Below are 25,640 nucleotides of genomic sequence, written 5' to 3' on the forward strand. Positions count from 1 at the left end.
ATGTCCTCAAAAATTAGAAGCGATCGCACTTAAATCTGGCTCGATGAGTGAGTTTAGCAATGTCCATAACTGCAAATCAGTAAAGTCTGGAATTGCCATAAATGCACCGACTGACTGCAAAATTTGCGGCTCGTGGGTGGAGGCGATGCCAATGGTGCGGATATCTGCACCCACTGCTGAACGAATCCCAGAGGGAGAGTCTTCTAAAGCGATCGCTTCTTCTGCTGTAATCCCCAATTTATTCAGGGCAACTTGGTAGGGCACAGGATCGGGTTTACCTGCAATACAATCATCCGCTAAAACAACTGTATGGAAAGCTTCTTTTATCCCCAAAACCTCTAGCATAAATTCTGCATTTAATCTAGGAGCATTAGTTACTAATGCTCGTTTTAATTGATGTGTTTCTGTCCATGCTAGTAGTTCAGAAAATCCACTTAGCGGTTTGAGATGTGGGGCTAGCTTGCGGAAGAACGCCTCTTTTTCGTCTGCAAATTGTTGCCCTTCTGCTGCCGATAATTGTGGCAGAATGTCTTTAACAATTTCTGGATTTAGCCTTCCACTAATTCGGGATTTATAAAATGTTTCATCTATTTCTATGCTGTAATTTAACAGCATTTCCCGCCAAGCTCGGTAGTGTATAGGATCGGTATTGACAATAGTGCCGTCTAGGTCAAAGAGAATTGCAGCCAGCATGATTTTTGGGTAAAATGTAAATAATTGTTAACTTAATTTAAATAGTTTACATTGTTTTTTGCCTTTAGTGATTGTTCCTTTGTTAATACGGGGATTGGGGACTGGAGAAGAAAATTTCAAGAGTCACAAATTACTTTGCTAAATCCTAAAATCTATACTGAATAGGGCATATAAGGGTAGACAGGTAAAATCTCTGGGCAAACTGCCGTATAATTGATAACCTTCTTCGTAAACAAATGGTAGCCGCCACAAACTTTTTTCGCGTTGACGATTTATTAGTGCAGATTTACAACTCTGAAGTCGAAATGGCCGAGGATGTTGCCGTAATCGTGCAAAAGTATTTACAGCAAGTTCTTAATCTTCAGGATACAGCTGCTGTATTGTTAGCTACAGGTAACTCCCAACTCAAATTTCTTGATGCTTTGATTGCATTGGGTGGTGTAGATTGGTCACGGATTATTCTGTTTCATCTAGATGAATATTTGGGAATTACTGCCGATCATTCTGCTAGTTTTCGGCGTTATATGCGAGAACGTGTAGAAAATCGGGTTAACCCTAAGAAATTTCACTATATAGAAGGTGATACATTACAACCAGTAGCAGAGTGCGATCGCTACACTAAATTATTGCAAGCACAACCGATTGACTTATGCTGTCTTGGTGTTGGCGAAAATGGACATTTAGCTTTTAACGATCCGGCTGTAGCAAATTTTCAAGATCCTTACAGCGTAAAACTGGTAAAGCTGGATACTGTAAACCGTCAGCAACAAGTAAGTACAGGTCACTTTCCGAATTTAGAAAATGTTCCACAGTATGCTTTTACTGTTACCATCCCAACAATTTGTTCGGCTAAAAAAATTATCTGTCTTGCTCCAGAAAAACGTAAAGCGAATGTGGTAAAAGATATGCTGCAAAGCTATATCGGTACAGACTGTCCAGCTTCTATTCTTCGTCAACAACCACAAGCAACGTTGTTTTTAGATGTTAATTCTGCTAGTAGACTAGAATAAATTTTGACTTATTAACACCTAAATATTCCAAGCTAATTATTGCAGCGATCGCTGGAATTGCAATTCAGAAGCTTTGCAAAGTGGCAGATTTTTATTAGCTGACATTCAAAACAACGAAGTAGATGCTACTGGACAAGCGATTCTATGTTTTATCGCCGCTCAAGGGGAAGGGGCTATAGTCAGCCGCCAAACTCTATTGCAACAGTTCCCTGATGCTGATATTATTTTCAACTTGCTGTTGCAACGGAAGTTAATTGAGGAAGTTGACGACGGCTATCGCTTTCAAGTGGAGTTTATTCGTCGCTGGTTTATTTGAATTATGTCTGATAAGTTAACTTCTGACAAATACTACTTGTGCTGGCGTAATTGCTCTACTATATAATCTTCTAGTTCTTGTTTTTCTCTGTTACTAGCATTTCGTTGATAAGTTCTTCCAGTTTCTTGAATAAACCTACGTTTCTCGCTGGGAGAAGATTTGAGTTTACCTCCAGTTCCTTGCAGCTTTTGCTGTAATTCTTCCCAAGTTTTTTCACCCACACTTTCACCTAGTTTGACCAGTGCCTTTGGAAGTAACATTTTTGCTTCTCTTTGAAAATCTTCTTCTGTCTCAAGGGAAGCTAAATCTATATTGCTAAAGTCGATATCGATTTGAAACTTATTCATACAATTGTATTTATTTTGTTCAAAATTATTACCAAAATCCGGGAAAGATGGGTTTTCAATTTTCAGTTACGATCGCCAGATAGTATGATTGTACTGTTTGATGTTGGTCACTGTTGAAAATATCAATTCCGAAAGTTGATTTAATACTTCCGGTAGTATAGCCTTACTTAATCATTCATCACAAGATTCTCGGCTTATTGAAACAAGTGGGAAATCTCAGCCTTTTGGTTTTCATTTATAAAAGAAGATTGCTATATATTCAAAAAGAATACACATAACTAATGACCGTACAACCAAGTTAGCAATATTAGAAATGCTATCTTAAAAACAAGGTCATTTGCTCAGTTTTTGAGGATAATACTATGACTACAACGCTCAAAGAGCCTAATTCTATTGAGTCATTGCTAGGTAAAGAGGCTGAAGACCTGCTTACTTACAAAGCAAAAGTTTCTCGTGATTTAATACATTTGCCGGGCCCAGACTTTGTAGATCGCATCTGGCTCAACAGCGATCGCAATCCTCAAGTATTGCGTAATCTCCACTTACTTTACTCTACTGGTCGTCTGGCAAATACAGGCTATCTCTCGATTTTACCAGTAGACCAAGGGATTGAACACTCAGCTGGCGCGTCTTTTGCGCCCAATCCAATTTACTTTGACCCAGAAAATATTGTCAAGTTAGCGATCGCCGCAGATTGCAATGCTGTTGCTACTACTTTGGGGACATTAGGTATAGTTTCGCGCAAGTATGCCCACAAAATTCCCTTTATTGCCAAAATCAATCACAACGAATTGCTGACTTTCCCCAATCAATTTGACCAGGTATTGTTTGCGGATGTCGAACAAGCTTGGAATTTAGGGGCGGCGGCGATAGGTGCGACAATTTACTTTGGTTCGGAGCATTCTACCAGACAAATTCAAGAAATCAGCAAAGCTTTTAAACGCGCCCACGAACTCGGTTTGGCAACAATTCTCTGGTGTTATCTGCGGAATAACGCCTTTAAACAAGATAAAGATTACCACCTTGCAGCCGACCTCACCGGACAAGCGAATCATTTGGGTGTAACCATTGAAGCCGACATTATCAAACAAAAGTTACCCGAAAATAACAATGGTTACGGTGCAATTGCCAAAGCCAGTGGTAAGAGTTACGGCAAAACCGATGAGCGGGTTTACACAGAGTTGACAACCGATCACCCAATTGATTTAACTCGTTATCAAGTACTCAATTGTTACTCCGGGCGTGTAGGGCTAATTAATTCTGGTGGCGCGACTGGTAAAAACGACTTCGCCGAAGCAATACGCACCGCCGTAATCAACAAACGCGCTGGTGGTTCAGGATTAATTTCTGGGCGAAAAACCTTCCAACGTCCTTTTGAGGAAGGTGTAAAACTGTTTCACAACATTCAAGATGTTTACTTGTCGCCAGATGTGACGATCGCTTAAGAAGTCAAAAGGTAAAAGGCAAAAGTAAAAAGAAAAGAATCTTTTGCCTTTTTACTTTTTACTTTTCAATGCCCCATTGTCCTACTTCAAGCCTAGAATATTCAAGACTATATACAAGCCACCTGCGTATGTAGCAGAACCAAGCAGTACACAAACCGGCAGTGTCAGCACCCAGGCTAGGAGCAGATTTCTTAGAGTATCCATTTGCAAACCCGAATGGTTCGCCGCCATTGTACCCGCTACACCAGATGATAGTACGTGAGTGGTGCTGACTGGTAGACCGAAATAATCCGCAGCACCAATGGTTGTCATAGCTACTAACTCGGCGGAAGCTCCTTGAGCGTAAGTAAGGTGGTCTTTGCCAATCTTTTCACCTACTGTTACTACAATCCGCTTCCAACCAATCATTGTGCCAAGACCCAGTGCAATGGCAACGGCAAATTTTACCCAATTGGGAATGAATTTGGTTACTTTATCCAACTGCGTTTTATAACTGGTAAGCACCTCTTCTTGTTTGGTATTAGTTAATTTTTTCTGTTTGTCCAACTTTGCAATTGTTCCAGCTACTAGATACATATCAGTTCGTAATGAGCCAAGCTCATCCTTTGAAAGCTGCTTGAAACTAGTCTTATCAGCAAGCTTATCTTTGATTGTACGACTCTTAGCAGCAAGAGCTGGTAATGTTTTTTCGGTGGCTTCGTTACTTGGTTTGAGGTAGTCGGAAAGCTCATCTGAGACGTTTTGGTTGTTTAAGAATGTTCCAGGTAGTGGTTGTTGCAGCACTGAAATCACAGAGTTGGACGTAGCGGCCAACTGAGCGATCGCTCCTGCATTGGTATCTATATTCAGTGCAAACATACCTGGTAGAATGCCTACCAAGATGAGCATGATCAAACCCATACCTTTTTGACCATCATTTGAACCGTGGGCGAAGCTCACGCCAGTACATGTCAAGATTAACAAAGCACGTATCCAAGGCGGCGGTGCTTTACCATGATCCGGCGCACGGTATAACTCTGGTCGTTTAATCAGTATCTTCGCTAGTATTAATAGCAGTGCGGCGCAGGTGAATCCAATAATTGGCGAAATCAGTAAAGATGTAAAAACTTCCTGTGCCTTTGCCCAATTCACGCCCTCACCAAAAATATGACCCGAAGACAACATTGAATTTGCTAAACCAACACCTATGATCGAGCCAATCAATGTGTGTGAACTGGATGCAGGTAAGCCCAAGTACCAGGTTCCCAAGTTCCACATGATCGCTGAAATCAAAAGTGCAAAGACCATTGCGAAGCCTGCACTTGAGCCAACATTGAGTACCAACTCAACAGGAAGCAGGGCAATAATGCCAAAAGCAACAGCTCCGCTTGATGTCAGCACACCAATTAGGTTCCAACAGCCTGACCAAACAACGGCAATATTTGGCTTTAGGGTGTTAGTATAAATGACCGTGGCAACTGCATTTGCAGTATCATGAAAACCATTGACAAACTCGAAGCCGAGTGCAAGACTCAGCGCCAAAGCCAGAAATAAATATTCCATTTAGCACTCCTAGTAAAAGACAAGAATGCACCCTGACTAAAATAATTTGTGTTGCAAAAAACTATTAAAACTGGGAAAAAACTTGGAGTTATTGCAATTCAGTGAGCTACACAAAAAGTTATAATTAAAAATACAACTTTGTGCTAAATAAATTTTCTGATTGCATCTGTTATTTCAAAATAAGAATAGGTTCTAATTACAATTAGAAGATTAGAATAAATAGGTTAAGGAATAAATAAGAAACAGTAAAAAATAAATTAAGGAACTTCAAATCATAGTTACGGGGAGCAGGGGAGCAGGGGAGCAGGGGAGCAGAGGGGACAAGGGGAATAAGAAATAACTAATGACTAATGACTAATGCCCAATGCCCCATTCCCGATTTTTATCTAACGTTTCGCAGTAAGAAATCTGGCTGGCCACAACTTTTTTGCGATCGCTTCAAAATCTCGGCGCTACAAATCCCAGGTTCACCATTTTTGGAATAACAAAAGAAGACTTCTTGCAAAAATCTTCCCGAACCAGAACAAAAAGGTGCTATTCCATCAGCAGTAATTTGATTATTAGCACTCACAAAGGAATTTTTAAAATTTGTAATTGTAGTACGCAATGGTTTTGCCGGACGATTATAAGCTGCGGGAATAGCGATCGCATCTTTTAACCTTTTACTCAATCCCAAGTATTCCGCAGGAGTTTTCCCCGAACAAGTACCATGTTTTTCCCATTCATGATCGTAAAGTTTATTACTAGGATACAAATTTGGAAATTGTCGCTTTACTTCCGACGGTAATTTTTGTGTAGAACAATTAGCAGGATAACCAGTTTGATACTGCGGCCACAAACCATGTAGTACAAAACCAAGTTTCCTTCCAGAACCACACTGCTGCTTGTCACGGCTACCATTTGCCGCACAATAATCTGGCGACCAAGAGAGTGTCAGTACATAAAAATCAAATTTACCCGGAGTACCGCGATTTTGAGCAATGGCAGCATTAGGTATAAAAAGACCAGTAATTAACAGAGAAGATGCAATTAAAAGTTTCTTAATCTGCATAAAAACAACTAGTTTACCTAAAAATAAAGTTATACATAATACATGGTTAAGAGTCAATAATCAAACTGCTTTGCGGAGTCATTTGTCATTTGTCACTTGTACTGAGCGACTCGTACCGAGCGGAGCCGAGGTAAGCCGAAGTATTGGTCATTAGTTATTTCTTATTCTCCCCTGCCCCTCAGCTCCCCCTGCCCCTCAGCCCCTCTGCTCCCCTGCTCCCTCATCTCCCCGATTCTCAACGAATTCAGAAAAAGCAAATCTTGGTAGGGATTCTGGGATATCCTTAGATAAGTGAAAGATTTGCCAAAAATAGTAAGAATGAAGCTGGCAGCAAGAGTAAGTCAGGTAACACCTTCATTAACCTTAGCGATCGCAGCCAAGGCTAAGGCACTGAAGGCGGAAGGAATAGATGTTTGTAGTTTTAGCGCTGGAGAACCAGATTTCGATACCCCAGCGCATATTAAAGCCGCAGCAGTCAAAGCTTTGGATGAAGGCAAAACCAAATATGGTGCAGCAGCCGGAGAACCAAAGTTAAGGGAAGCGATCGCCCACAAGCTTAAAACCGACAACGGTCTTGATTACAAGTCTGAGAATGTCATCGTCACCAATGGCGGTAAGCATTCTCTGTACAACTTAATCGTGGCGCTAATCGATCCAGGTGATGAGGTAATTATCCCTGCACCCTACTGGCTAAGTTATCCTGAAATGGTGACTTTGGTAGGTGGAGTTTCGGTAATTGTCCCTACAGATGCCACGACGGGTTATAAAATTACTCCCGAAAAACTCCGTAAAGCGATTACGCCGAAGACAAAGTTATTTATCCTCAACTCTCCATCTAATCCCACTGGGATGGTATACACGCCAGATGAAATTAAAGCACTGGCGCAGGTAATAGTTGATGCAGATATCTTTGTTGTCTCTGATGAGATTTACGAAAAGATTCTCTACGACGGTGCAGAACATATCAGCATCGGTTCTTTGGGTCAGGAAATTTTTGACCGGACTTTGATTAGCAATGGGTTTGCGAAAGCTTATTCTATGACTGGGTGGAGACTTGGTTATTTAGCAGGGCCTGTAGAAATCATTAAAGCAGCCAGTTCCATCCAAGGGCATAGTACATCTAACGTGTGTACCTTTGCCCAATATGGTGCGATCGCGGCGCTACAAAGTTCTCAAGATTGTGTCGAAGAAATGCGCCAAGCCTTCGCCAAACGGCGACAGGTAATGCTAGACAGACTCAACGCCATTCCCGGATTGAGTACTGCAAAACCAGATGGCGCTTTTTATCTGTTCCCTGATATCAGCAAAACAGGTCTAAAATCCCTAGAATTTTGTGACGCTTTATTGGAAGAACATCAAGTTGCTGTCATTGCCGGAATTGCTTTTGGCGCTGATGACAACATTCGCCTTTCCTACGCCACAGATATGGCGACGATTGAAAAGGGAATGGATAGATTAGAGAAATTTGTCAAGTCGCGTATTTAGTCGGTTGTCATTTGTCACTTGTCACTTGTACTGAGCGTAGTCGTTGGCGCAGCCTCTCGTAGAGAAGTATTTGTCATTTGTGAGGAGCATTTCTCTACTCTTCAACTTTTTAACTCCACCTTTTCGACTCAGAACTGGTGGAGTTCATTTTTAAACCTCAAGTTTCGTGTTCCGAAGCTCAAGTTTCGCGTTCTGAAGCTCAAGTTCCAGGGGTTTTTAGTAAAACATGGCTGGTTTCATTGGCTCTATCTCATCTAAAAACAACTCACGGGATTCAAGATAATATAAGATGGCTTCAATAGGATCTCGTGTTTCGATTGGATAATACCTTTGTTCGTATGCTTTCACAAGCGTAGTTAAAACTTCCAAGCGGTCAAACTCTGGTGTATTTAGTTCTGCATCAAACAATCTTTCAATTTCATCAAGTGCAGCACGATAATCAGCTTCGGTGTGGATAAGATGGGTTTCAAGCATAGGTATTACTTCCTCAGATACTTATTGCATCTACGTTGTCATATTCTTTAAAGAATTATGCCCGTGAAGGCAATTATGCTGCCAACATCACCGAATATGAACAAAATAAACGAAATAACTTTATCTCTTTATTCATAAAATAATGAAAAGTTTGATACTGCCAAAAGTTTTGATTTTAACTTTTGTGTTGGTATTTTTAGATTAGGTAACAATCGGGGAGAACTAGGGGAGGCAAGTCTTGAGACTATAAGTCAATACAGTTAACTTAACTGTATTGAACTATACTTCAGTTTGATGTTTTGTGTTTCCAGCTTCAAGTTTTTGAAGTTCCGCATATTCACACAAACAACCGCGCTACAGTGCAAACAAAATTTGGTAACAGAGGTGAAGAGAGGTCATCTGTTGGGAATAATGTTGCTACTAATTTCAGAACTGCTTTTTCTCGGCGATACACTTCAACTTGTTGTAATTGCCAGTTTAAAATCCAATATTCTTGAACTCCTCTAGAAGCATATAATTTTAGCTTGACTTCGCGGTCGCGTCGCTCGTTTTGGACTCCAGGGGAAAGTACTTCTACAACCAGTTCTGGCGCTCCCGTTAAATGTCCTTCTTGGTCAAGTAAAATGGCGAGGCGTTCTTTACTTACCCAAACCACATCGGGAATAACGTTATCTGCATCACTAAAAATAATTCCTGGTGTTGGGGGACAGCCTCACCAAGACCTGTTGAGAGTGACCAAGTTCTTAATTCTCCACAAATATTTGCTATGGCTTTTTGATGTCCCCAATGCGGTGCCCTAGTCACAAATAATTCCCCATCGATAATTTCGTAGCGATTACCGTTATCTGGCAATAACTCTAAGTCTGCACTTGTCCAGCGTATCCGTTCATCAATACTTTGGCTCATCGAAACCTCTGAATTTGTCATTTGTTATTTGTCATTTGTCATTTGTTATTTGTTATTTGTTATTCTCCTCCATACCCAATGCCCAATGCCCCATGCCCAATGCCCTATATCAACTGCATCTCTTGCAATCCCTGGCGTAGTCTCTTTGCCTCTTCGGGATTATACCTTTCGTGAAGGGCGATCGCTTTTCTAAAAGCTGCTAAACTATCTTGATGATTGCCAACTTTCAGCAACACTACCCCCAAATTTTGATATGCTTCGGCATAGTTAGGATTTAAGGTAATTGCATGTTGATAATATACGATCGCATCTGCAAATAAACCCAAAGCCTTAAATGTCATCGCCAAATTATAATGTCCAAAAACAAAAGTGGGATCGATTTTCAAAGCTGTGATATAAGCAGTTTTCGCACCGTTGAAATCTCCTGCTGCTTTGAGTAAGTTACCCAAGTTGTTGTATGCTCCTAGTTTGAGCATGGGATAGATTGGCAATTTGATGGCAGCTTGATAGTGATAAATCGCCTGTGGGGATTTTTGCAAGCGACTGTAGGCAATGCCTAAATGATAGTGGAGTTCATATAAAATATCGTAGTTGTCTTCAGCAACGGTGATTCCATGTCTTAGCAAATCCATACCTTGAGAAATTTTCCCAGTTTGCACATACAACGCTCCTAATTTACTGCAAACATAGGGATCGTTGGGATGAGTTGCCAGAAACCCTTCCATCGCTGTAGCGGCTTTGGCATATTTGTTATTTTGAGCGATCGCACTTTTTTGATATCCTGTGTGTACAAGGGCAACCCCAGGTAAATAACCTATTTGCCAGTGGGGTTCTCTGGTTAAAATTTCTGACACACTATCATCTACTAAGGCATGGTAAGGACGGTCAAAACGAATATCTGGATGATTGCGGAATAGCCTGGAAACCAGAGAATAGGGAGATTGTTCTGCACCAACTTCTTGGCGGACGAGGTTGAGGAGCAAATATTCATCTCTTGCGATCGCCTCTCGTAACTGCGGTACAATTGCTGAAGTCAGAGTTTCATCAGCATCTAATACCAAAATCCAATCACCAGTGACATATTTGAGAGCTGCATTGCGGGCAGCACTGAAGTCATTACACCATTTAAAATGATGGACTTTTGCACCGAGTTGTTGGGCAATATTGGGAGTGCGATCGATTGAGCCTGTATCCAAGACTATCATTTCATCCACTACTTTTCTCACACTGCTTAGGCATTTAGGCAGTGTTGCTGCTTCGTTTTTCACAATCATGCATAGACTCAAACTCATAATTTAAAACTTGGGAGTGGGGAGTAGTGAATAGAGGGATAAGGGAGATGAGAAAACAACATCTTTACTTCCTATTCCTTTTAACAGTGATAAACTCTGCATAATGGAAAATTTGCTTTGATTGTGAAATGTTACAATCAGGGCTTTTGTATAGACCAGAAATACTGACATGTAGTGTCAATAATGACAGTGTAATGGATAAACTGCCAATCTATGCCGATCCATCTGAGTTTACAGGTAATATAAAATTGCTAGCGTAGACGTAGCCCTTCCTAGACATTAGACTTCTTGGCATTTGTCGGGGTAAAGGTGAAGGGGAAAAGGATAAAAAAACTCAAAATCCTTTCCCTTTACCTTTTTCCCTTTACCCTGAGAGTGCAAAAATATATTTTTGCAAGAGGTCTATTGCATCAGGGAGTATTACCTGAATCTGGATTGGACTAACTATTTAGCTGTATTACCCATTTTTTATGATTATATAACTATAATACACATTATCTAAAAGTCATATATGTAATGAAAAACTCACTTACCAGAACATTCCAAAAATATTTGCGATCGCTTAAGCGTTGGTTTTCAGATACGCCAGAAAGGGCACTTTTAGAAGCTTACCAAGCAGCTCAGAGAATTAAAAACATTGAGAACGAACATTTTGATAACAAAAAAATATCTTTACAATCAGTAAATTATACTGAAAATGTAATGTCTTATTGGCAAGTGTATCTTAATAAGAACCTAACTATTATTAAGATCAGGCTTGCAGAATTTCAGCTTAGTCGGGGAATTATCAATATTTCTAACTCTGTTTTATTAGAAAAGTTGAAGATTATTGATGAAGTAGTAGAGAAGTATGCTATCAAAGATGAAGTAATTAATAAGACTTCCTTAGTGCCCACTTATCAGCCTTTAAACATTAATGATAACGAAATCAAAAAACAGCTAAATTCAGCTAATGTAAACGATCCTCAAATTAACCCTCCAATTCCAAAACCTAAATTGCCTAAGAGTTCTATCGGCAGAAGGATTAATAAAATTCAAGCAGATTTTGCACCGCAGACAGAAGAAGAATTTGTCAGGAATTATCGCCTTTCTAAAGGTAGAACAATAATTGCTCTGCGATTTTTGATAGTTCTCATTCTTGTACCGCTTTTAACTCAATATTTATCTAAAGAATATATTGTAAGTCCAATCCTAGAAAGGGTTAGAGGAGATAATGCAACTACAATATTCATCAATTCTGATATGGAAAAAGAAGCTCTCCATGAATTCCATAGTTTTCAAGAAGCATTGAGATTTGAATATTTTATTAATCAAGCACCAGCACTTTCTTCAGAGTTAACACAAGGAAAAATTAAAAGTAAAGCAATTGAAATCTCGGAAGAATTTAGGAGAAAAAGCAATAGTAGTCTTAGTAATATTTTTGCTGATTTAATATCACTATTTTCTTTTGGTATAGTTATCGCCATGAGCAAAAGAGAAATTGCGATCCTTAAGTCTTTTATGGATACCATTGTCTCTGGTCTGAGCGATAGTGCCAAAGCTTTTTTAATTATTCTGTTTACTGATATATTTGTCGGATTTCACTCACCAGACGGTTGGGAAGTCCTGCTTGCAGGATTGGCAGAACATTTAGGTCTACCACCCACTAGAAATGTAATCTTTTTCTTTATTGCTACATTTCCTGTGATTTTAAATACTATTTTTAAATACTGGATATTCCGCTATCTCAGTCGTTTATCTCCATCGGCATTAGCTACATTAAAAGAAATGGACGAATAGTTTTTCAGTAAGAATTCAGCACTCAGATGGTCGCCGAGCGTTGGTCATTGAATTTCGACTACGCGGTAATCGAGCGAAGTCGAGATTCAATTACCGCGTAGCCGAAATGAGCCGAGGTGAGTCAGGAGTCAGAATTTATCAGTAATGTAGAATGATTAGTATTTTCCCAAAAATCAATTAATTACAAATTACAAATTATTTTCACGCATTTGTCTTTTGATTCGCTAGGCTATGTATATCCTGGTTTTTCCGAAGTATACTATGGATTTTGAAAGCAAAGCTAATGCCTCAACTCCTACAGAAAACATAGAGTTTGCTCAACCAACTACTACCCGTAAACCACTAGAATTGCTGCGAGATACTGAGGCTTTACTTCGTCGCCCAACTGTAGCAAAACTGTCGCCAATTTTGCCATCAAAACTGAGTAATAGATTTCAAGCAGCCTCATCTTTAGCGGATGACTCCTTTAAGGAACTGGCAGAAATTGACCTAAATACTATTAGTGATTTTGAACTGCGTTCTGCACGAATTTTTATTGGCTTGAGCCTTGTTGGTTTTGGGGCACTGATGATATTGATGCTGCTGCTATACTTAAATACATTGCATCCAAAAACTAGTACAGTTGTACAGATTCGGCAATATTGGTATCAATATATTTGGTTTGTCTGTTTAGGTATCACAGGGATGTTTATCTTGGGACGTGAAGCAATGCGTCCGATGCCAAAGCGACGTAAGTAAGTAGATGAGAATAAATCGAAGTAGATTAAGTAATGTAATAAATCTTGAGATTAGTTCGCAGAGAGGACTTTAGTCCTTACTACAAACTTTTAATTATTTACGTTGCTTTACTTAACTTTCAGGAATCAACGCTTCAAAATGTGCTTTTGTATTAAATAGCTGTTAGGAGATTTGATAGATGAATCATGATGCTTTCATTGTTCCACCTGGTTCAAAGATTTCTTTGAAAAAAAACTATGACCCAGCTTATAAAACTGATTTCCATCAAAAAAGTGATGCTGCAACCAAATTAAAAGTAGATATTGAACGACTAGCTAATTACCAAAATATTCTCTATGCTCAAAACACCTATGCTCTGTTGATTATTTTTCAAGCAATGGATGCTGCTGGCAAAGACAGCACTATTAAACACGTAACTTCTGGTGTTAATCCACAGGGATTTCAGGTGTTTAGTTTTAAGGGCCCCAGTGCGGAAGAATTAGACCATGACTACTTGTGGCGCTCAATGAAAGCTCTGCCAGAAAGAGGAAGAATTGGCATATTCAACCGTTCATACTATGAAGAAGCGCTAGTGGTTCGCGTCCATCCAGAAATGCTTCAGAAACAACAACTTCCTCACATTCCTAATGGAAATAAGATATGGAAACAGCGTTTTGAAGAAATCAATAACTTTGAAAAATATTTGGTTGATAATGGCGTAATCATTTTGAAGTTTTTTCTAAATGTCTCTAAGTCAGAGCAGAAAAAACGCTTTTTAGAACGGATTGACTCTCCTGATAAAAATTGGAAGTTTTCAGATAATGATGTCCGAGAACGAGCTTTTTGGGATGATTATATGAATGCTTATGAAGAAGTTTTTAATAATACTAGTACTAAATGGGCACCGTGGTATATCATTCCTGCCGATCGCAAATGGTTTACACGGCTGATCGTTGCCAATATTATCTGCACAAAATTAGAAGAACTAAATCTGCAATACCCAACAGTTAGTGAGGAACATAAGCAGCAACTTTTGAAAGCGAAATCTATTTTAGAGCAGGAAGATTAACCTGTGAATTTGATCGGTAAAGGCAAAAAATACTGAAGTAGTTAAAATATATTGTATGATATATGTAAATAAGAAAAAATTGCAACTTAATTAATGTAATACTATTTGTAACTAAAGAAGTTATGCAGATAGTCATAGGGGCAAAATCATGATTGAAATGGCAGAAAATGCCAAAAATCATCCACCTCACTTTACTAATGCTGCCTTTGATATAGTGGCGATCGCAGCCTCGGCAGGCGGACTGACTGCTATAATTCAAGTGCTATCGACTCTAAAAGCAGAATTTCCTGCCGCGATCGCCATTGTGCAACACTTGGCTCCGGAACATCCGTCGTTTATGGCAGAAATTCTCAGTCGGCGCACAGACATTACTGTCAAACAGGCACAAGAAGGAGATTCCCTGACCCCCAGGAACGGCTTACGTTGCTCCACCCGATCGTCACTTGTTGGTTAATGGTGACGGTACACTTTCTTTATCACAATCTGAATTAGTACATTTTTTACGTCCTTCGGCTGACTTATTATTTGAATCGGTTGCAGCCACTTACAAAGACAGAGCGATGGCCCTTGTGCTAAGTGGAACAGGTAGCGATGGCGCAATCGGAATAGAAGCAATTAAAAAAATGGGTGGTACTGTCATTGTCCAAGACGTAAAAACCGCCGAATTTGCAGGGATGCCCTCCGCCGCAATTAACACTGGGAATGTAGATTTTATTCTACCTCTTGATGAAATTTCTACCACCTTGGTAAGTTTAGTCATGGCAAAATTTAACTAAACTGAGAGGCATAGGGACAGGGGAGTAGAGGAGATATGTATTAAAGTGCAACCAACTTAGTGTCAACATAGTTTAATGAGGCTTTGAACTCCATTAATGAAGCTCACAACTCCATTAATGAGGCTTTAAACTGCGTTAATGTGGCTTTGAACTCCATTAATGGGTCTTTGATACTCGTGGAAGCATAATCTAGAACTCCACTCCTTTGTTCCTGCCCTCTGCCCCCTTAAACTATGACTTCCGCAGAAAAAGATCCTAAATTTGAAAATTTATTGGTTTATCTCAGACAAAGCCGGGGATTTGATTTTACAGGCTATAAGCGCTCGACTTTGATACGTCGAGTACTCAAGCGGATGCAGTCATTAGCCATAGAAAGTTTTGAAGAGTATCAAGACTATCTAGAAGTTTATCCAGAAGAATTTAATCATCTTTTCAATACGATTTTAATTAACGTGACCGCTTTTTTTCGAGATTCATCAGCTTGGGAAGAGATAGCAGAGCAAATACTGCCTAATCTGATTAACAATAAACAAGCTGCCGATCAAATCCGTATCTGGAGCGCTGGCTGTGCTTCTGGAGAAGAAGCTTATACCCTGGCAATGTTGATGGCCCAAATATTGGGAGCAGAGGAATTTCGTCAACGAGTGAAAATCTACGCCACAGATGTAGATGAAGATGCTCTCAACCAGGCTAGGCAAGCTGTGTATTCAGTAAAAGATGTCCAATCTATACCAGATGAACTGCGGCAGAAATACTTTGAACTTGTGGGGAACCGCTATGTTTTCCGCCAAGACTTGCGCCGCTCAGTGATTTTTGGTCGTCACGATTTGCTTCAGGATGCACCCATTTCGCGTTTAGATTTATTAGTCAGCCGCAATACATTAATGTATTTTAATTCTGAGACTCAAGGGCGAATTCTAGCCCGGTTTCATTTTGCACTAAATGATAATGGCTATCTGTTTTTAGGAAAAGCAGAGATGCTATTGATGCATTCTAATTTGTTTATGCCGCTGGACTTAAAAAATCGAATATTTACTAAAGTATCGACGGTGAATTTACGCGATCGCCTCTTAGTTATGGCAAATCCCGCAGATGACGAATCTAGCAACCGTTTGGCTCGAAATCTCCGATTGCGAGAAATGGGTTTTGACACAACTCCAATCGCCCAAATAGTCATTGATACCAATGGCACTCTGGTAATGATGAACGAGCAAGCGCGGATTTTGTTCGGTCTTTTCCCCAAAGATTTAACTCGTCCCTTCCAGGATCTAGAACTTTCCTATCGACCTGTTGAATTGCGATCGCTAATTGAACGGGCTTATACCGAACGCCGCCCTGTGAGCATAACAAATGTAGAGCGCTATGTGTCTAACACAGAAATTCAATATCTAGATGTACAAATTACACCTTTACAAGATACAGATGGCAGCTTTTTAGGAGTCAGTATTTCTTTTCATGATGTCACCCGTTATATTAAACTCCAAGATGCCTTGAAACGTTCCCAACAAGAATTAGAAACTACCAACGAAGAATTACAATCTACCAATGAAGAGTTAGAAACTACCAACGAAGAATTACAATCTACCAATGAAGAGTTAGAAACTACTAACGAAGAACTCCAATCTACCAATGAAGAATTGGAGACGATGAATGAAGAACTCCAATCTACTAATGAAGAATTACAGACAATTAATAGCGAACTGAGCCAGCGCACCACAGAACTTAATCACACAAATATTAGTCTCATTTCTATTCTCAGAAGTCTGCAAACGGGAGTAGTGGTAATTGACGGCAGCTTTAATATCTCTATTTGGAATTACATGGTCGAAGATTTATGGGGCTTGCGGACTGATGAAGTGATCGGCAAGTCTATCTTCAGCTTAGATATTGGGCTACCCGTCGAGCAGTTGCGATCGCCTATTCGTGAATCCCTATCCGGGAAAAAGCAGTTTCAAGAAATGATCCTCAATGCTACCAATCGTCGGGGTAGACAAATAAAATGTTACCTAGCAATTACTCCCCTGCTTGGAATTGAAATGCAAGGAGCAGTTTTGATGATGGTAGATGTAGAGAAAGTCAACAGTATGATTTCTACTCAAGAAATGGAGAAACGGCAGCGGCAGGAATGAGGGAGGCAGGGGAGCAGGGGAGCATACTTCGACTCATTTCGGCTACGCGGTAATTGAGCGTAGTCGAAATTCAATGACCAACGCTCAGTAACCGGGGGCAGGGGAGTAGGCAAGGTAGGGAGAAAAGAACTTGATTTTCTGACGATAAATCCCGCAAAGTTTCTTTGGCGGACTAATAGTTTAAACTATTGAAAAATCCAAAATCCAAAATCCAAAATCCAAAATTGATTGACTCTGTGCTTACTCAGTTATCGACTATCAACGCCCTGAAACAGCCCACTAGTTCTGCTTGGTTAGAACAAGCGATCGCTAATTTAGATATCATCTTACTCGACCACTCCCACTGCGAACGCAAAGCAGCAGGGGTAGCCTTGAACATGATGTTTCGCTACCCTTCCAATACTAAAATGGTACGGGAGTTAACTGCGATCGCCCGCGAAGAACTAGAACATTTTGAGCTAGTCAACCAATGGTTAGAACGCCGGAATATTCCCCTAGCTCCCCTACCACCCCCTCCTTACGGCGCTCTTTTAAAAGCTCAAGTACGCCCCAAAGAACCTGAGCGATTTCTGGATTCCTTACTAGTCACTGGTTTAATTGAAGCTCGCTCTCACGAACGCCTGGGACTATTAGCTGCTTACTGTCCAGAGCCAGAGTTAGCAAAATTTTATCGTGGGCTAATGGCATCCGAAGCGCGTCACTACGGTATATATTGGGTTTTAGCTGCTACTTATTTCGACAAAGAAATTGTTATGCAGCGGCTTGATGAATTAGCAATTGTCGAAAGCGAGTTGCTGGCGACTTTGCACCCAGAACCTAGAATTCACAGTTAGTAGACTAACCCAACAGATATGAAGCTTCAGCTAACACACCTGAGACTGCTTGTCTCCAACTACAAAGATTCTTTTCTGTTCTACCGGGATCTGCTGAAATTTGATGTCGATTGGGGCGATGAAAATACCGGATATGCTGAGTTTAATACCGGATATCTCAAGCTGGGTTTACTCAAACAAGAATTAATGGCTGAAGTAGTCCCAAGAATTGAACAGCCTTCATACGTTGTCAATCGAGATAAAATAGTCTTGATTTTGGCAGTGGATAACGTGGATGAGGTCTATGAGCAAGTAAAGGCTCAAAATGCGCTCGTTGTGACTCAACCACGAGATCGCCCAAGCTGGGGAATCCGCACAGCTCATTTGCGCGATCCCGATGGCAATCTCATCGAAATCTACAACAATCTCGGAATTATCAGTTAAAAGTTCCTGCCAACAACGTTATGAAGTAATTAATCATGAATTAGCATGATACAGAAATGGCTTTCTATTGTTGGCATTGGGGAAGATGGATTACAGGGGTTAAGCGCGATCGCTCTTTCTTTACTCGATCGAGCGAAAGTAATTGTGGGAGGCGATCGCCATTTAGCAATGCTTCCTACAGACGATCGACGTGAGAAACTAGTCTGGACATCTCCCATTAGTGCTTCAGTAGAGGAAATCATTCAGCGCCGGGGGTCAGTCAATCTGCGTACTCGCAAGCGGCGATCCGATGTGTTACGGCATTGGTGTCACCTTAATGCGGCGAATTCCCGTCTCTGAAATGACGATTATCCCCGCACCTTCAGCCTTCAGCCTCGCCTGTGCCAGGGTGGGATGGTCTTTGACTGAGGTAGAAACCTTGAGTTTGAATGGTCGTCCATCCTCCATACTCCAGTCCTACATTTATCCGGGAGCGCGGCTGTTGATTTTGAGTGAGGGGAAAGATACACCAGCCCTCGTTGCTCAAATTTTGACAAATCGCGGCTATGGTGGCAGTAAAATCACCGTATTGGAGCGTATGGGCGGCGCTCATGAAAGAATTGTGGAAGGTACGGCTGCATCCTGGAGTGAAATCGAAGTTGCGGCTTTGAATGCGATCGCAGTTGATTGTATTGCTGATACTGGGGTTATCCCATTGCCAAGATTACCAGGATTACCAGATAACGCCTACCGCCACGATGGACAGTTAACGAAGCGTGAAGTTAGGGCAATCACCCTAGCAGCTTTAGCACCCACACCAGGAGAGTTATTGTGGGATGTGGGCGCGGGTTGCGGCTCAATTTCAATTGAATGGATGCGGAGTAATACGCGATGTCGAGCGATCGCGATCGAACAAAACTCGTCTAGACTACTGTATATTGCTGACAACGCTGCCACTCTCGGTACTCCAAATCTGCAAATCATTGAAGGTAAAGCGCCCCATAGCCTGAAAGATTTGCCAGCACCAGACGCTATTTTTATTGGTGGTGGGGTTACAGCAATCGGACTTTTTGATGTTTGCTGGGAAGCACTGCGGCCGGGTGGACGTTTAGTGGCCAATGTTGTCACAGTAGAGGGCGAGCAAACTTTATTTCAATGGTATGAACAAGTCGGTGGCAATTTAACTCGTATTGCCATTCAGCGAGCGGAACCTATTGGTAAATTTTTAGGTTGGCGAGCAATGGCGGCTGTGACGCAATGGGTAGTAGTGAAGTCTTAAAAATTGAATAAAGTTATGAGTGCGATCGCTTTTGTAATTTGGTGATAACTTACGTAAATTCTAATTGTTTTATACACATTATACTCTGTCAAATGTATCTTGCTGTCAAAACTATGAACAATTGTGAGTATATCCTCTACCTTTAGATACAGCAAAATGAATATCTGTCTGCGGTTAAAATGTCTAATATTTATGTGCGATCGCAGCATTTTTCAATTTTCGCTTTTTGAAGAAACTAAACATAAATAGCCACTCATTACCCGTTAATACACTGAGCTTCTTATAGCTCAGTTACCTACAATCTGCTGCCAATTGGTGATTAATAATTCTAATTTTTAGCACATTACAAAATTACATGACTCACTGATAGTAGCTACTATGCTCTGGGTATACTAAACCAGAGAAAGAAAATTATCATAGCTAAATGCAATGTTAGTAGAATCAGATAAATTATTTTCTATACTTGGCTATCGCATTATTAAGCAATTATATTCAGGTAAAAAAACCTTAGTTTATCGAGCTATCAATGAAAAAGATCGGCAATCAGTTATTTTAAAATTGATGCGTAATGAAGATCCTAGTTTTGCTGAAATTAATCAGTTTCATAATCAGTACACTATTACCCAAAATCTTCAAATTCCAGGCATAGTCAAACCAATAAATCTAGAAAAATATCACAATAGGTATGTGATAGTAATGGAAGACTTTGGTGGTATTGCCCTGAATCTTTGGCAACAAGAAGAGCAGAAAAAAGGAAATCATTCTGTTTCATTGAGTGAGTTTTTCGATATTGCTATTGAAATTAGTGCAACTTTAGAACAATTACATCGCCATCGCATAATTCACAAAGATATCAAACCCGCTAACATTTTGATTCATCCGATAACGGGTAAGACTAGAATCATCGATTTTAGTATTGCAACTCTATTACCAAAAGAAATTCAATTTCTCACAAATCCCAATGTCCTAGAAGGTACTCTAGCTTATATTTCCCCTGAACAAACAGGACGCATGAATCGTGGTATAGACTACCGTACCGACTTTTATTCCTTGGGTATCACCTTCTTTGAACTCCTGACAGGGCAGTTACCATTTAGTACTACTGAACCGATGGAGTTAGTCTACTCTCACATTGCCAAAGAGCCGCCAAAAGCTAGTCATATTAACTCTAATATTCCCACAATTTTATCTGATATTATCAGCAAGCTGGTGGCAAAAAATGCCGAAGACCGATATCAGAGCGCTCATGGACTCAGGTATGACTTGGAGAGATGTCAAAACCAATGGCAAGAGAAAGGAAATATTACAGCCTTTGAATTAGGAATTCGGGATATCTCAAATCATTTTGCCATTCCTGAAAAACTTTATGGTCGTCAAAGAGAGATTGAAATTCTCCTCACTACTTTTGACCGGGTGACAAAGGGAAATACGGAAATGATTTTAGTCTCTGGTTACTCAGGGATTGGTAAAACTGCTGTGGTTAATGAAGTCCACAAACCCATTGCTAGACAGCGTAGTTACTTCATCAAAGGTAAGTTTGACCAATTCCAGCGTGACATTCCGTTGTCAGGATTGGTGCAAGCTTTGCAAGATTTAATTAGTCAAATACTCTCCGAAACAGACGCCCAAATTCAACAGTGGAAAACCAAAATTTTATCGGCATTGAGTACGCAATCTCAGGTAATCATTAATGTAATTCCTGAACTGGAAATAATTATTGGCAAACAACCCCCATCTGCTGAACTTACTGGTAGCGCCGCTCAAAATCGCTTTAATTTATTGTTTCAAAGATTTATTCAAGTATTCACTACGAAAGAGCACCCTCTGGTCATTTTTTTAGATGATTTGCAATGGGCAGATACGGCTTCTTTGAAATTTATTCAACTATTAATGGATGGAACTTCTTCTCACCTTGCTAAAGATACAGAGAAAACATATGAAAGTCAAGGTAGCTTGCTACTAATTGGCGCCTATAGAGATAATGAAGTTTCAAATCTACACCCTTTAAATTTGACACTGCAAGAAATTGCCAAAGTTGGAGGAGTAATTAATACATTTAAACTCTTACCTTTAAGTCAACTTGATTTAAATCATCTGATTGCCGATACGCTACGTTGTCCAGAAGTCATTGCTGTATCTCTGACTCAAATGGTGTTTTTCAAAACTAAAGGCAATCCATTCTTTACATCTCAATTTCTCAAATTATTATATGATGATGGACTAATTGAATTAAATTTTGATGCTGGCTATTGGAAGTATGATATTACCAAAATTAAAACATTATCTTTTACAGATGATGTAGTAGAGTTTATGGGCATACAAATAGGAAAATTGCCCCAGAATGTACAAAATGTATTAAAAATATCTGCTTGTATTGGTAATGAGTTTGACTTAAAAACATTATCACTTGTTAATGAAAAATCTGTAATAGATACAGCATCAGAATTATGGCAAGCATTACTTGAAGGACTGATTATACTTCAAAAAGATAGTTATAATTTGGCACCAGAAAATGATAGACAACTATTAAGCTTTTCAAGTAGAGAATCAGAAAATTTCTCAGCAACTAATTCTCAACTTCCCAGATATAAATTCGTACATGATAGAGTTCAGCAAGCAGCTTATTCTCTAATACCCAAAGACCAAATCAAGCAAATGCACTTAAAAATTGGGCTGCTTCTCTTGAAAAATACCCCAGTTGCCGAACGGGAAGAAAATGTTTTTGAACTTGTCAATCATTTGAATATTGCAGCTGAATTTATCATCCATCAAGCTAAACGTAATGAGTTAGCTGAAATGAATCTAATCGCTGGGCGTAAAGCTTTAGTATCAACAGCTTATTCATCGGCACTTAAGTATTTAACTACTGGAATTGAGCTACTAGCAGATAATAGTTGGGAGATAAAATATGAGCTAACTCTAGCTTTGTATGAAATAGCAACAGAAGCAGCATACTTGGCTGGCGACTTTGAGCAGATGGAGAAATTGGCAGAGGTGGTATTAGTAAGAGCTAAAACACTCTTAGAAAAAGTGAAAGTCTATGAAGTAAAAATTCAAGCTTATGGCGCACAGGGTCAAGCACTAGAAGCTGTTAATCTTGCACTAGGATTTTTAAAATTATTAGGAGTAGACTTTCCCTGTAATCCTCAGCAGTCTGATATTGAAATAGCATTAGCAGAAACAGCATCACATCTAAGCGGCAGGAGTATTGAAGATTTAATTAATTTACCCCAAATGACGGACTCTCGGTCATTAGTAGTGATACGTATATTATCTAATATAACTGCTTTTACCTACACAGTTGTTCCCACATTGTTTCCATTAATAGTTCTGAATCAGATCAACTTATCGATTAAATATGGCAATGCATCTTTATCTGCATTCGTGTATGTTGCTTATGGGATTATATTGTGCAGTGTAGTGGGAGATATTGAGTCTGGCTATCGATTTGGTAAACTGGCTGAAAGTATGTTGAGCAAATTCCAAACTCAAGAAGTTATGTTGAAGGTAATTCAAACATATAATCAACTGATCAAACCCTGGAAAGAACATGTTAGAAATACTTTAAAACCTTTGATAGAAGTTTACTCTAACAATTTAGAAACAGGAGATTTAGAATTTGGGGCTTATTGTCTTTATACATACTCCTATTATGCATATTTTATTGGTAAGGAATTAGTTCTTCTTGAGCAGGAAATGGCAACGCATAGCAATGCTATCAAACAAATAAAGCAAGAGCGGGTTTTTCATTGGAATGAAATATATCGCCAGATGGTATTGAATTTGTTAGGTTCTTCAGAAAATTCTTGTTGTTTAATTGGTGACGCATATAATGAGCAAACAATGTTACCGATTCATATAGCAGCTAATGATGGAGTTGCAATTATTTGCTTGTTTATTTGTAAACTACAACTATGTTACCTATTTACAGATTATTCCCAAGCACTTGAAAATTCTCTGAAGGCAGAACAGTATTTATATGCTGGTCTAGGAATGATAATCAGTGTTCAATTCTATTTTTATGATTCATTAGTACAGCTTGCTTTGTACCCTGATGTTGATGAAGATAAACAACAAAAAATTCTCAAAAAAGTTATAGAAAATCAAGCAAAAATAGCACATTGGGCACATCATGCTCCAATGAATTACTTACATAAATTTCATTTAGTAGAGGCGGAACGGCATCGAGTTCTTGGTCAATATCTTGAAGCGATAGATAATTACGAGAACGCTATTTCCCTTAGCAAAGAAAATGACTACATTAATGAAGAAGCTCTGGCTTGTGAATTAACGGCTAAATTTTATCTCGAATGGGGTAAACAAAAAATTGCTCAATTATACCTGACTGATGCCTATTATTGCTATGTTCGCTGGGGAGCATTAGCCAAAGTTTATGATTTGCAAAAACGCTATCCTCAATTACTTCTCCCCACGATTCAGCAAGAAGAACTTAGCTATTCTTACAGTGAAAATAATTTACCTGAACTGAGTCTACATCTATCTACACTTAGCAATAAATCTACTTTGGTGACGAATGAAACTGTCATTGGCTCCAACACTAGTATTTCAGATATGTTAGATTTGGGAACTGTCATTAAAGCTTCTCAAGCTGTATCTGGAGAAATTGAATTGGAGGCACTTCTTTCTACTTTAATGGAAGTTGTGATGGAGAATGCAGGAGCTTCTAAATGTGTGCTGATATTGAGTGAAGCTAATAATTTAGACTTAACTATTGCTGCAATTAGTTCTGCTTCAACTTTTAGAGATACTCACACAGAGTTTTTATCTATTCCTTTCGAGTCTAGCGATATTGTTCCTATTTCTCTGATTAATTATGTCAAACGAACCCAAGAAATATTAGTAATTGATGACATTACAGATCGAGCTTCTTTTGCGATAGATAGTTATATTAACCGCGAGCAACCAAAAAGCATATTATGTATTCCAATGCTTAATCAAGGGAAATTGCTGGGGCTGATCTATCTAGAAAATAATTTAACTACAGCAGCATTTACACGCGATCGCCTAGAAGTTCTCAAGCTTTTAACTATCCAAGCTGCAATCTCTTTAGAAAATGCCATTCTCTACAATAATTTGGCTAAAGCGAATGAGCAGTTGGAGGAATACAGCCATATACTAGAGAAAAAGGTGCTAGTAAGAACAGCAGAACTAAACGAAAAAAATCAGCATTTGCAAGAAGCTCTAGAAGAATTACAAAGTACCCAAAGTAAATTAATTCAAAGTGAAAAAATGTCTTCGTTAGGGCAAATGGTGGCGGGAATTGCCCATGAAATTAATAACCCTATCAATTTTATTCATGGTAATATCACTCACGCAAGTGATTATGTTCAACAATTGCTAGATTTGATTAACATTTATCAGCAACAATATCCCCATCCCTCAGCAATAGTGGAGCAGAAAATCGAGGAAATGGATGTAGAATTTCTGAGAGAAGACCTGCCAAGGGTTCTCGATTCGATGAAGGTGGGAAGTTCCCGTATCCGAAATATTATTCTGAGCTTACGTAACTTCTCTCGTCTAGATGAATCGGAAATGAAGCCTGTCAATATCCATGAAGGCATCGACAGTACCCTAATGATTTTGCAGCACCGACTAAAAGAAAATAATAATCGCGCGGAAATTGAGGTATTAAAAGAATATGCACAACTGCCGGATGTTATTTGCTATGCCGGTCAACTTAACCAAGTGTTTATGAATATTTTAAGTAATGCGATCGATGCTTTAGAGGACTACAACAATGGAGAAGATTCTCCAAGGAAAAATCCTCAGATTCGTATTCGTACTGAACTAGGAGAAGTAAATACATTGAAGATTCGGATTGCTGATAACGGTTATGGGATGACTGCACAGGTACAGCAAAAAATATTCGATCCATTTTTTACCACTAAGGCAGTAGGAAGTGGTACGGGGTTGGGGTTGTCAATTAGTTATCAAGTGGTAGTGGACAAACATAAAGGTCAGTTAAGCTGTGAATCAACTCCAGGAAAGGGAACTGAGTTTGCGATCGAGATTCCAATGCAACAGTAAAACAAGCTGTTAATACTGAAAAATTTAGGTTCTTTAGTACTCTGCAC

17 protein-coding genes and 3 pseudogenes are annotated in these 25,640 nt (G+C 39.5%); 13 read left to right on the forward strand and 7 right to left on the reverse strand.

Features of this window, described 5'->3' with window-relative positions; translation table 11 throughout:
• Nucleotides 1-6 precede the first annotated feature (6 nt).
• Nucleotides 7-693 (reverse strand): HAD family hydrolase, encoded by a 687-nt coding sequence (locus tag NSTCB13_RS31515; RefSeq protein WP_448274981.1) that lies wholly within the window; start codon nucleotides 691-693, stop codon nucleotides 7-9.
• Nucleotides 694-929: 236 nt separating this feature from the next.
• Here NSTCB13_RS31515 and NSTCB13_RS31520 point away from each other — a divergent pair, with 236 nt between their 5' ends.
• Entirely contained in the window at nucleotides 930-1,703 is a 774-nt protein-coding gene (locus NSTCB13_RS31520; protein ID WP_448274982.1) for a glucosamine-6-phosphate deaminase, read from the forward strand.
• 73 nt (nucleotides 1,704-1,776) lie between these two features.
• Nucleotides 1,777-2,019, forward strand: a complete 243-nt coding sequence (locus NSTCB13_RS31525; protein ID WP_448274983.1) for a hypothetical protein — start codon at nucleotides 1,777-1,779, stop codon at nucleotides 2,017-2,019.
• A gap of 32 nt (nucleotides 2,020-2,051) precedes the next feature.
• On the opposite strand, the gene NSTCB13_RS31530 is transcribed toward NSTCB13_RS31525, so the two are convergent.
• Nucleotides 2,052-2,366 carry a hypothetical protein gene (locus tag NSTCB13_RS31530; RefSeq protein ID WP_445626589.1) on the reverse strand — a complete coding sequence of 105 codons (315 nt, stop codon included), beginning with the start codon at nucleotides 2,364-2,366 and terminating at the stop codon, nucleotides 2,052-2,054.
• A 362-nt stretch (nucleotides 2,367-2,728) separates the two neighbouring features.
• On the opposite strand from NSTCB13_RS31530, the gene NSTCB13_RS31535 reads away from it, so the two are divergent.
• Nucleotides 2,729-3,811: a class I fructose-bisphosphate aldolase gene (locus tag NSTCB13_RS31535; RefSeq protein WP_445626588.1), complete on the forward strand. Its 1,083-nt coding sequence runs from the start codon at nucleotides 2,729-2,731 to the stop codon at nucleotides 3,809-3,811.
• Nucleotides 3,812-3,892: 81 nt separating this feature from the next.
• On the opposite strand, the gene NSTCB13_RS31540 is transcribed toward NSTCB13_RS31535, so the two are convergent.
• Together NSTCB13_RS31540 and NSTCB13_RS31545 are read right to left on the reverse strand one after the other, a co-directional pair.
• Nucleotides 3,893-5,353: an inorganic phosphate transporter gene (locus NSTCB13_RS31540; RefSeq protein ID WP_445626587.1), complete on the reverse strand. Its 1,461-nt coding sequence runs from the start codon at nucleotides 5,351-5,353 to the stop codon at nucleotides 3,893-3,895.
• Nucleotides 5,354-5,735: 382 nt separating this feature from the next.
• Nucleotides 5,736-6,404 carry a ribonuclease T2 family protein gene (locus NSTCB13_RS31545; RefSeq protein WP_448266486.1) on the reverse strand — a complete coding sequence of 223 codons (669 nt, stop codon included), beginning with the start codon at nucleotides 6,402-6,404 and terminating at the stop codon, nucleotides 5,736-5,738.
• Nucleotides 6,405-6,722: 318 nt separating this feature from the next.
• Here NSTCB13_RS31545 and NSTCB13_RS31550 point away from each other — a divergent pair, with 318 nt between their 5' ends.
• Nucleotides 6,723-7,889 carry a pyridoxal phosphate-dependent aminotransferase gene (locus tag NSTCB13_RS31550; RefSeq protein ID WP_448274985.1) on the forward strand — a complete coding sequence of 389 codons (1,167 nt, stop codon included), beginning with the start codon at nucleotides 6,723-6,725 and terminating at the stop codon, nucleotides 7,887-7,889.
• Between the two features lie 216 nt (nucleotides 7,890-8,105).
• On the opposite strand, the gene NSTCB13_RS31555 is transcribed toward NSTCB13_RS31550, so the two are convergent.
• From NSTCB13_RS31555 to NSTCB13_RS31565, 3 genes and pseudogenes are all read right to left on the reverse strand, one after another.
• Nucleotides 8,106-8,363 (reverse strand): helix-turn-helix domain-containing protein, encoded by a 258-nt coding sequence (locus NSTCB13_RS31555; RefSeq protein ID WP_448274987.1) that lies wholly within the window; start codon nucleotides 8,361-8,363, stop codon nucleotides 8,106-8,108.
• A gap of 337 nt (nucleotides 8,364-8,700) precedes the next feature.
• Nucleotides 8,701-9,269: pseudogene (locus NSTCB13_RS31560) on the reverse strand (Uma2 family endonuclease).
• 104 nt (nucleotides 9,270-9,373) lie between these two features.
• Nucleotides 9,374-10,543 (reverse strand): tetratricopeptide repeat protein, encoded by a 1,170-nt coding sequence (locus NSTCB13_RS31565; protein ID WP_448275047.1) that lies wholly within the window; start codon nucleotides 10,541-10,543, stop codon nucleotides 9,374-9,376.
• 534 nt (nucleotides 10,544-11,077) lie between these two features.
• Between NSTCB13_RS31565 and NSTCB13_RS31570 the strand changes: the two genes are divergently transcribed.
• The 9 genes and pseudogenes from NSTCB13_RS31570 (at nucleotide 11,078) to NSTCB13_RS31610 (ending at nucleotide 25,593) form a co-directional block, all read left to right on the forward strand.
• Complete coding sequence (locus tag NSTCB13_RS31570; protein ID WP_448274989.1) at nucleotides 11,078-12,340, forward strand: proton extrusion protein PcxA; 1,263 nt, start codon at nucleotides 11,078-11,080, stop codon at nucleotides 12,338-12,340.
• Between the two features lie 261 nt (nucleotides 12,341-12,601).
• Entirely contained in the window at nucleotides 12,602-13,078 is a 477-nt protein-coding gene (locus NSTCB13_RS31575) for a hypothetical protein (protein WP_445626581.1), read from the forward strand.
• Nucleotides 13,079-13,256: 178 nt separating this feature from the next.
• On the forward strand, nucleotides 13,257-14,126 hold the full coding sequence (locus NSTCB13_RS31580) for a polyphosphate kinase 2 family protein (protein WP_445626580.1): 870 nt from the start codon (nucleotides 13,257-13,259) through the stop codon (nucleotides 14,124-14,126).
• A 148-nt stretch (nucleotides 14,127-14,274) separates the two neighbouring features.
• Nucleotides 14,275-14,902: pseudogene (locus tag NSTCB13_RS31585) on the forward strand (chemotaxis protein CheB).
• 233 nt (nucleotides 14,903-15,135) lie between these two features.
• Entirely contained in the window at nucleotides 15,136-17,031 is a 1,896-nt protein-coding gene (locus NSTCB13_RS31590) for a CheR family methyltransferase (RefSeq protein ID WP_448274991.1), read from the forward strand.
• A gap of 236 nt (nucleotides 17,032-17,267) precedes the next feature.
• The gene (miaE, locus tag NSTCB13_RS31595; protein ID WP_448270159.1) at nucleotides 17,268-17,864 is read left to right on the forward strand and encodes a tRNA isopentenyl-2-thiomethyl-A-37 hydroxylase MiaE; all 597 of its coding nucleotides are present in this window, start codon (nucleotides 17,268-17,270) and stop codon (nucleotides 17,862-17,864) included.
• A gap of 18 nt (nucleotides 17,865-17,882) precedes the next feature.
• On the forward strand, nucleotides 17,883-18,287 hold the full coding sequence (locus NSTCB13_RS31600; protein WP_445626576.1) for a VOC family protein: 405 nt from the start codon (nucleotides 17,883-17,885) through the stop codon (nucleotides 18,285-18,287).
• 45 nt (nucleotides 18,288-18,332) lie between these two features.
• Nucleotides 18,333-19,545, forward strand: a pseudogene (gene cbiE, locus NSTCB13_RS31605) (precorrin-6y C5,15-methyltransferase (decarboxylating) subunit CbiE).
• A gap of 429 nt (nucleotides 19,546-19,974) precedes the next feature.
• Nucleotides 19,975-25,593, forward strand: a complete 5,619-nt coding sequence (locus NSTCB13_RS31610) for an ATP-binding sensor histidine kinase (protein WP_448274993.1) — start codon at nucleotides 19,975-19,977, stop codon at nucleotides 25,591-25,593.
• Nucleotides 25,594-25,640: the final 47 nt, after the last annotated feature.

The organism is Nostoc sp. DSM 114160 (assembly GCF_053470305.1).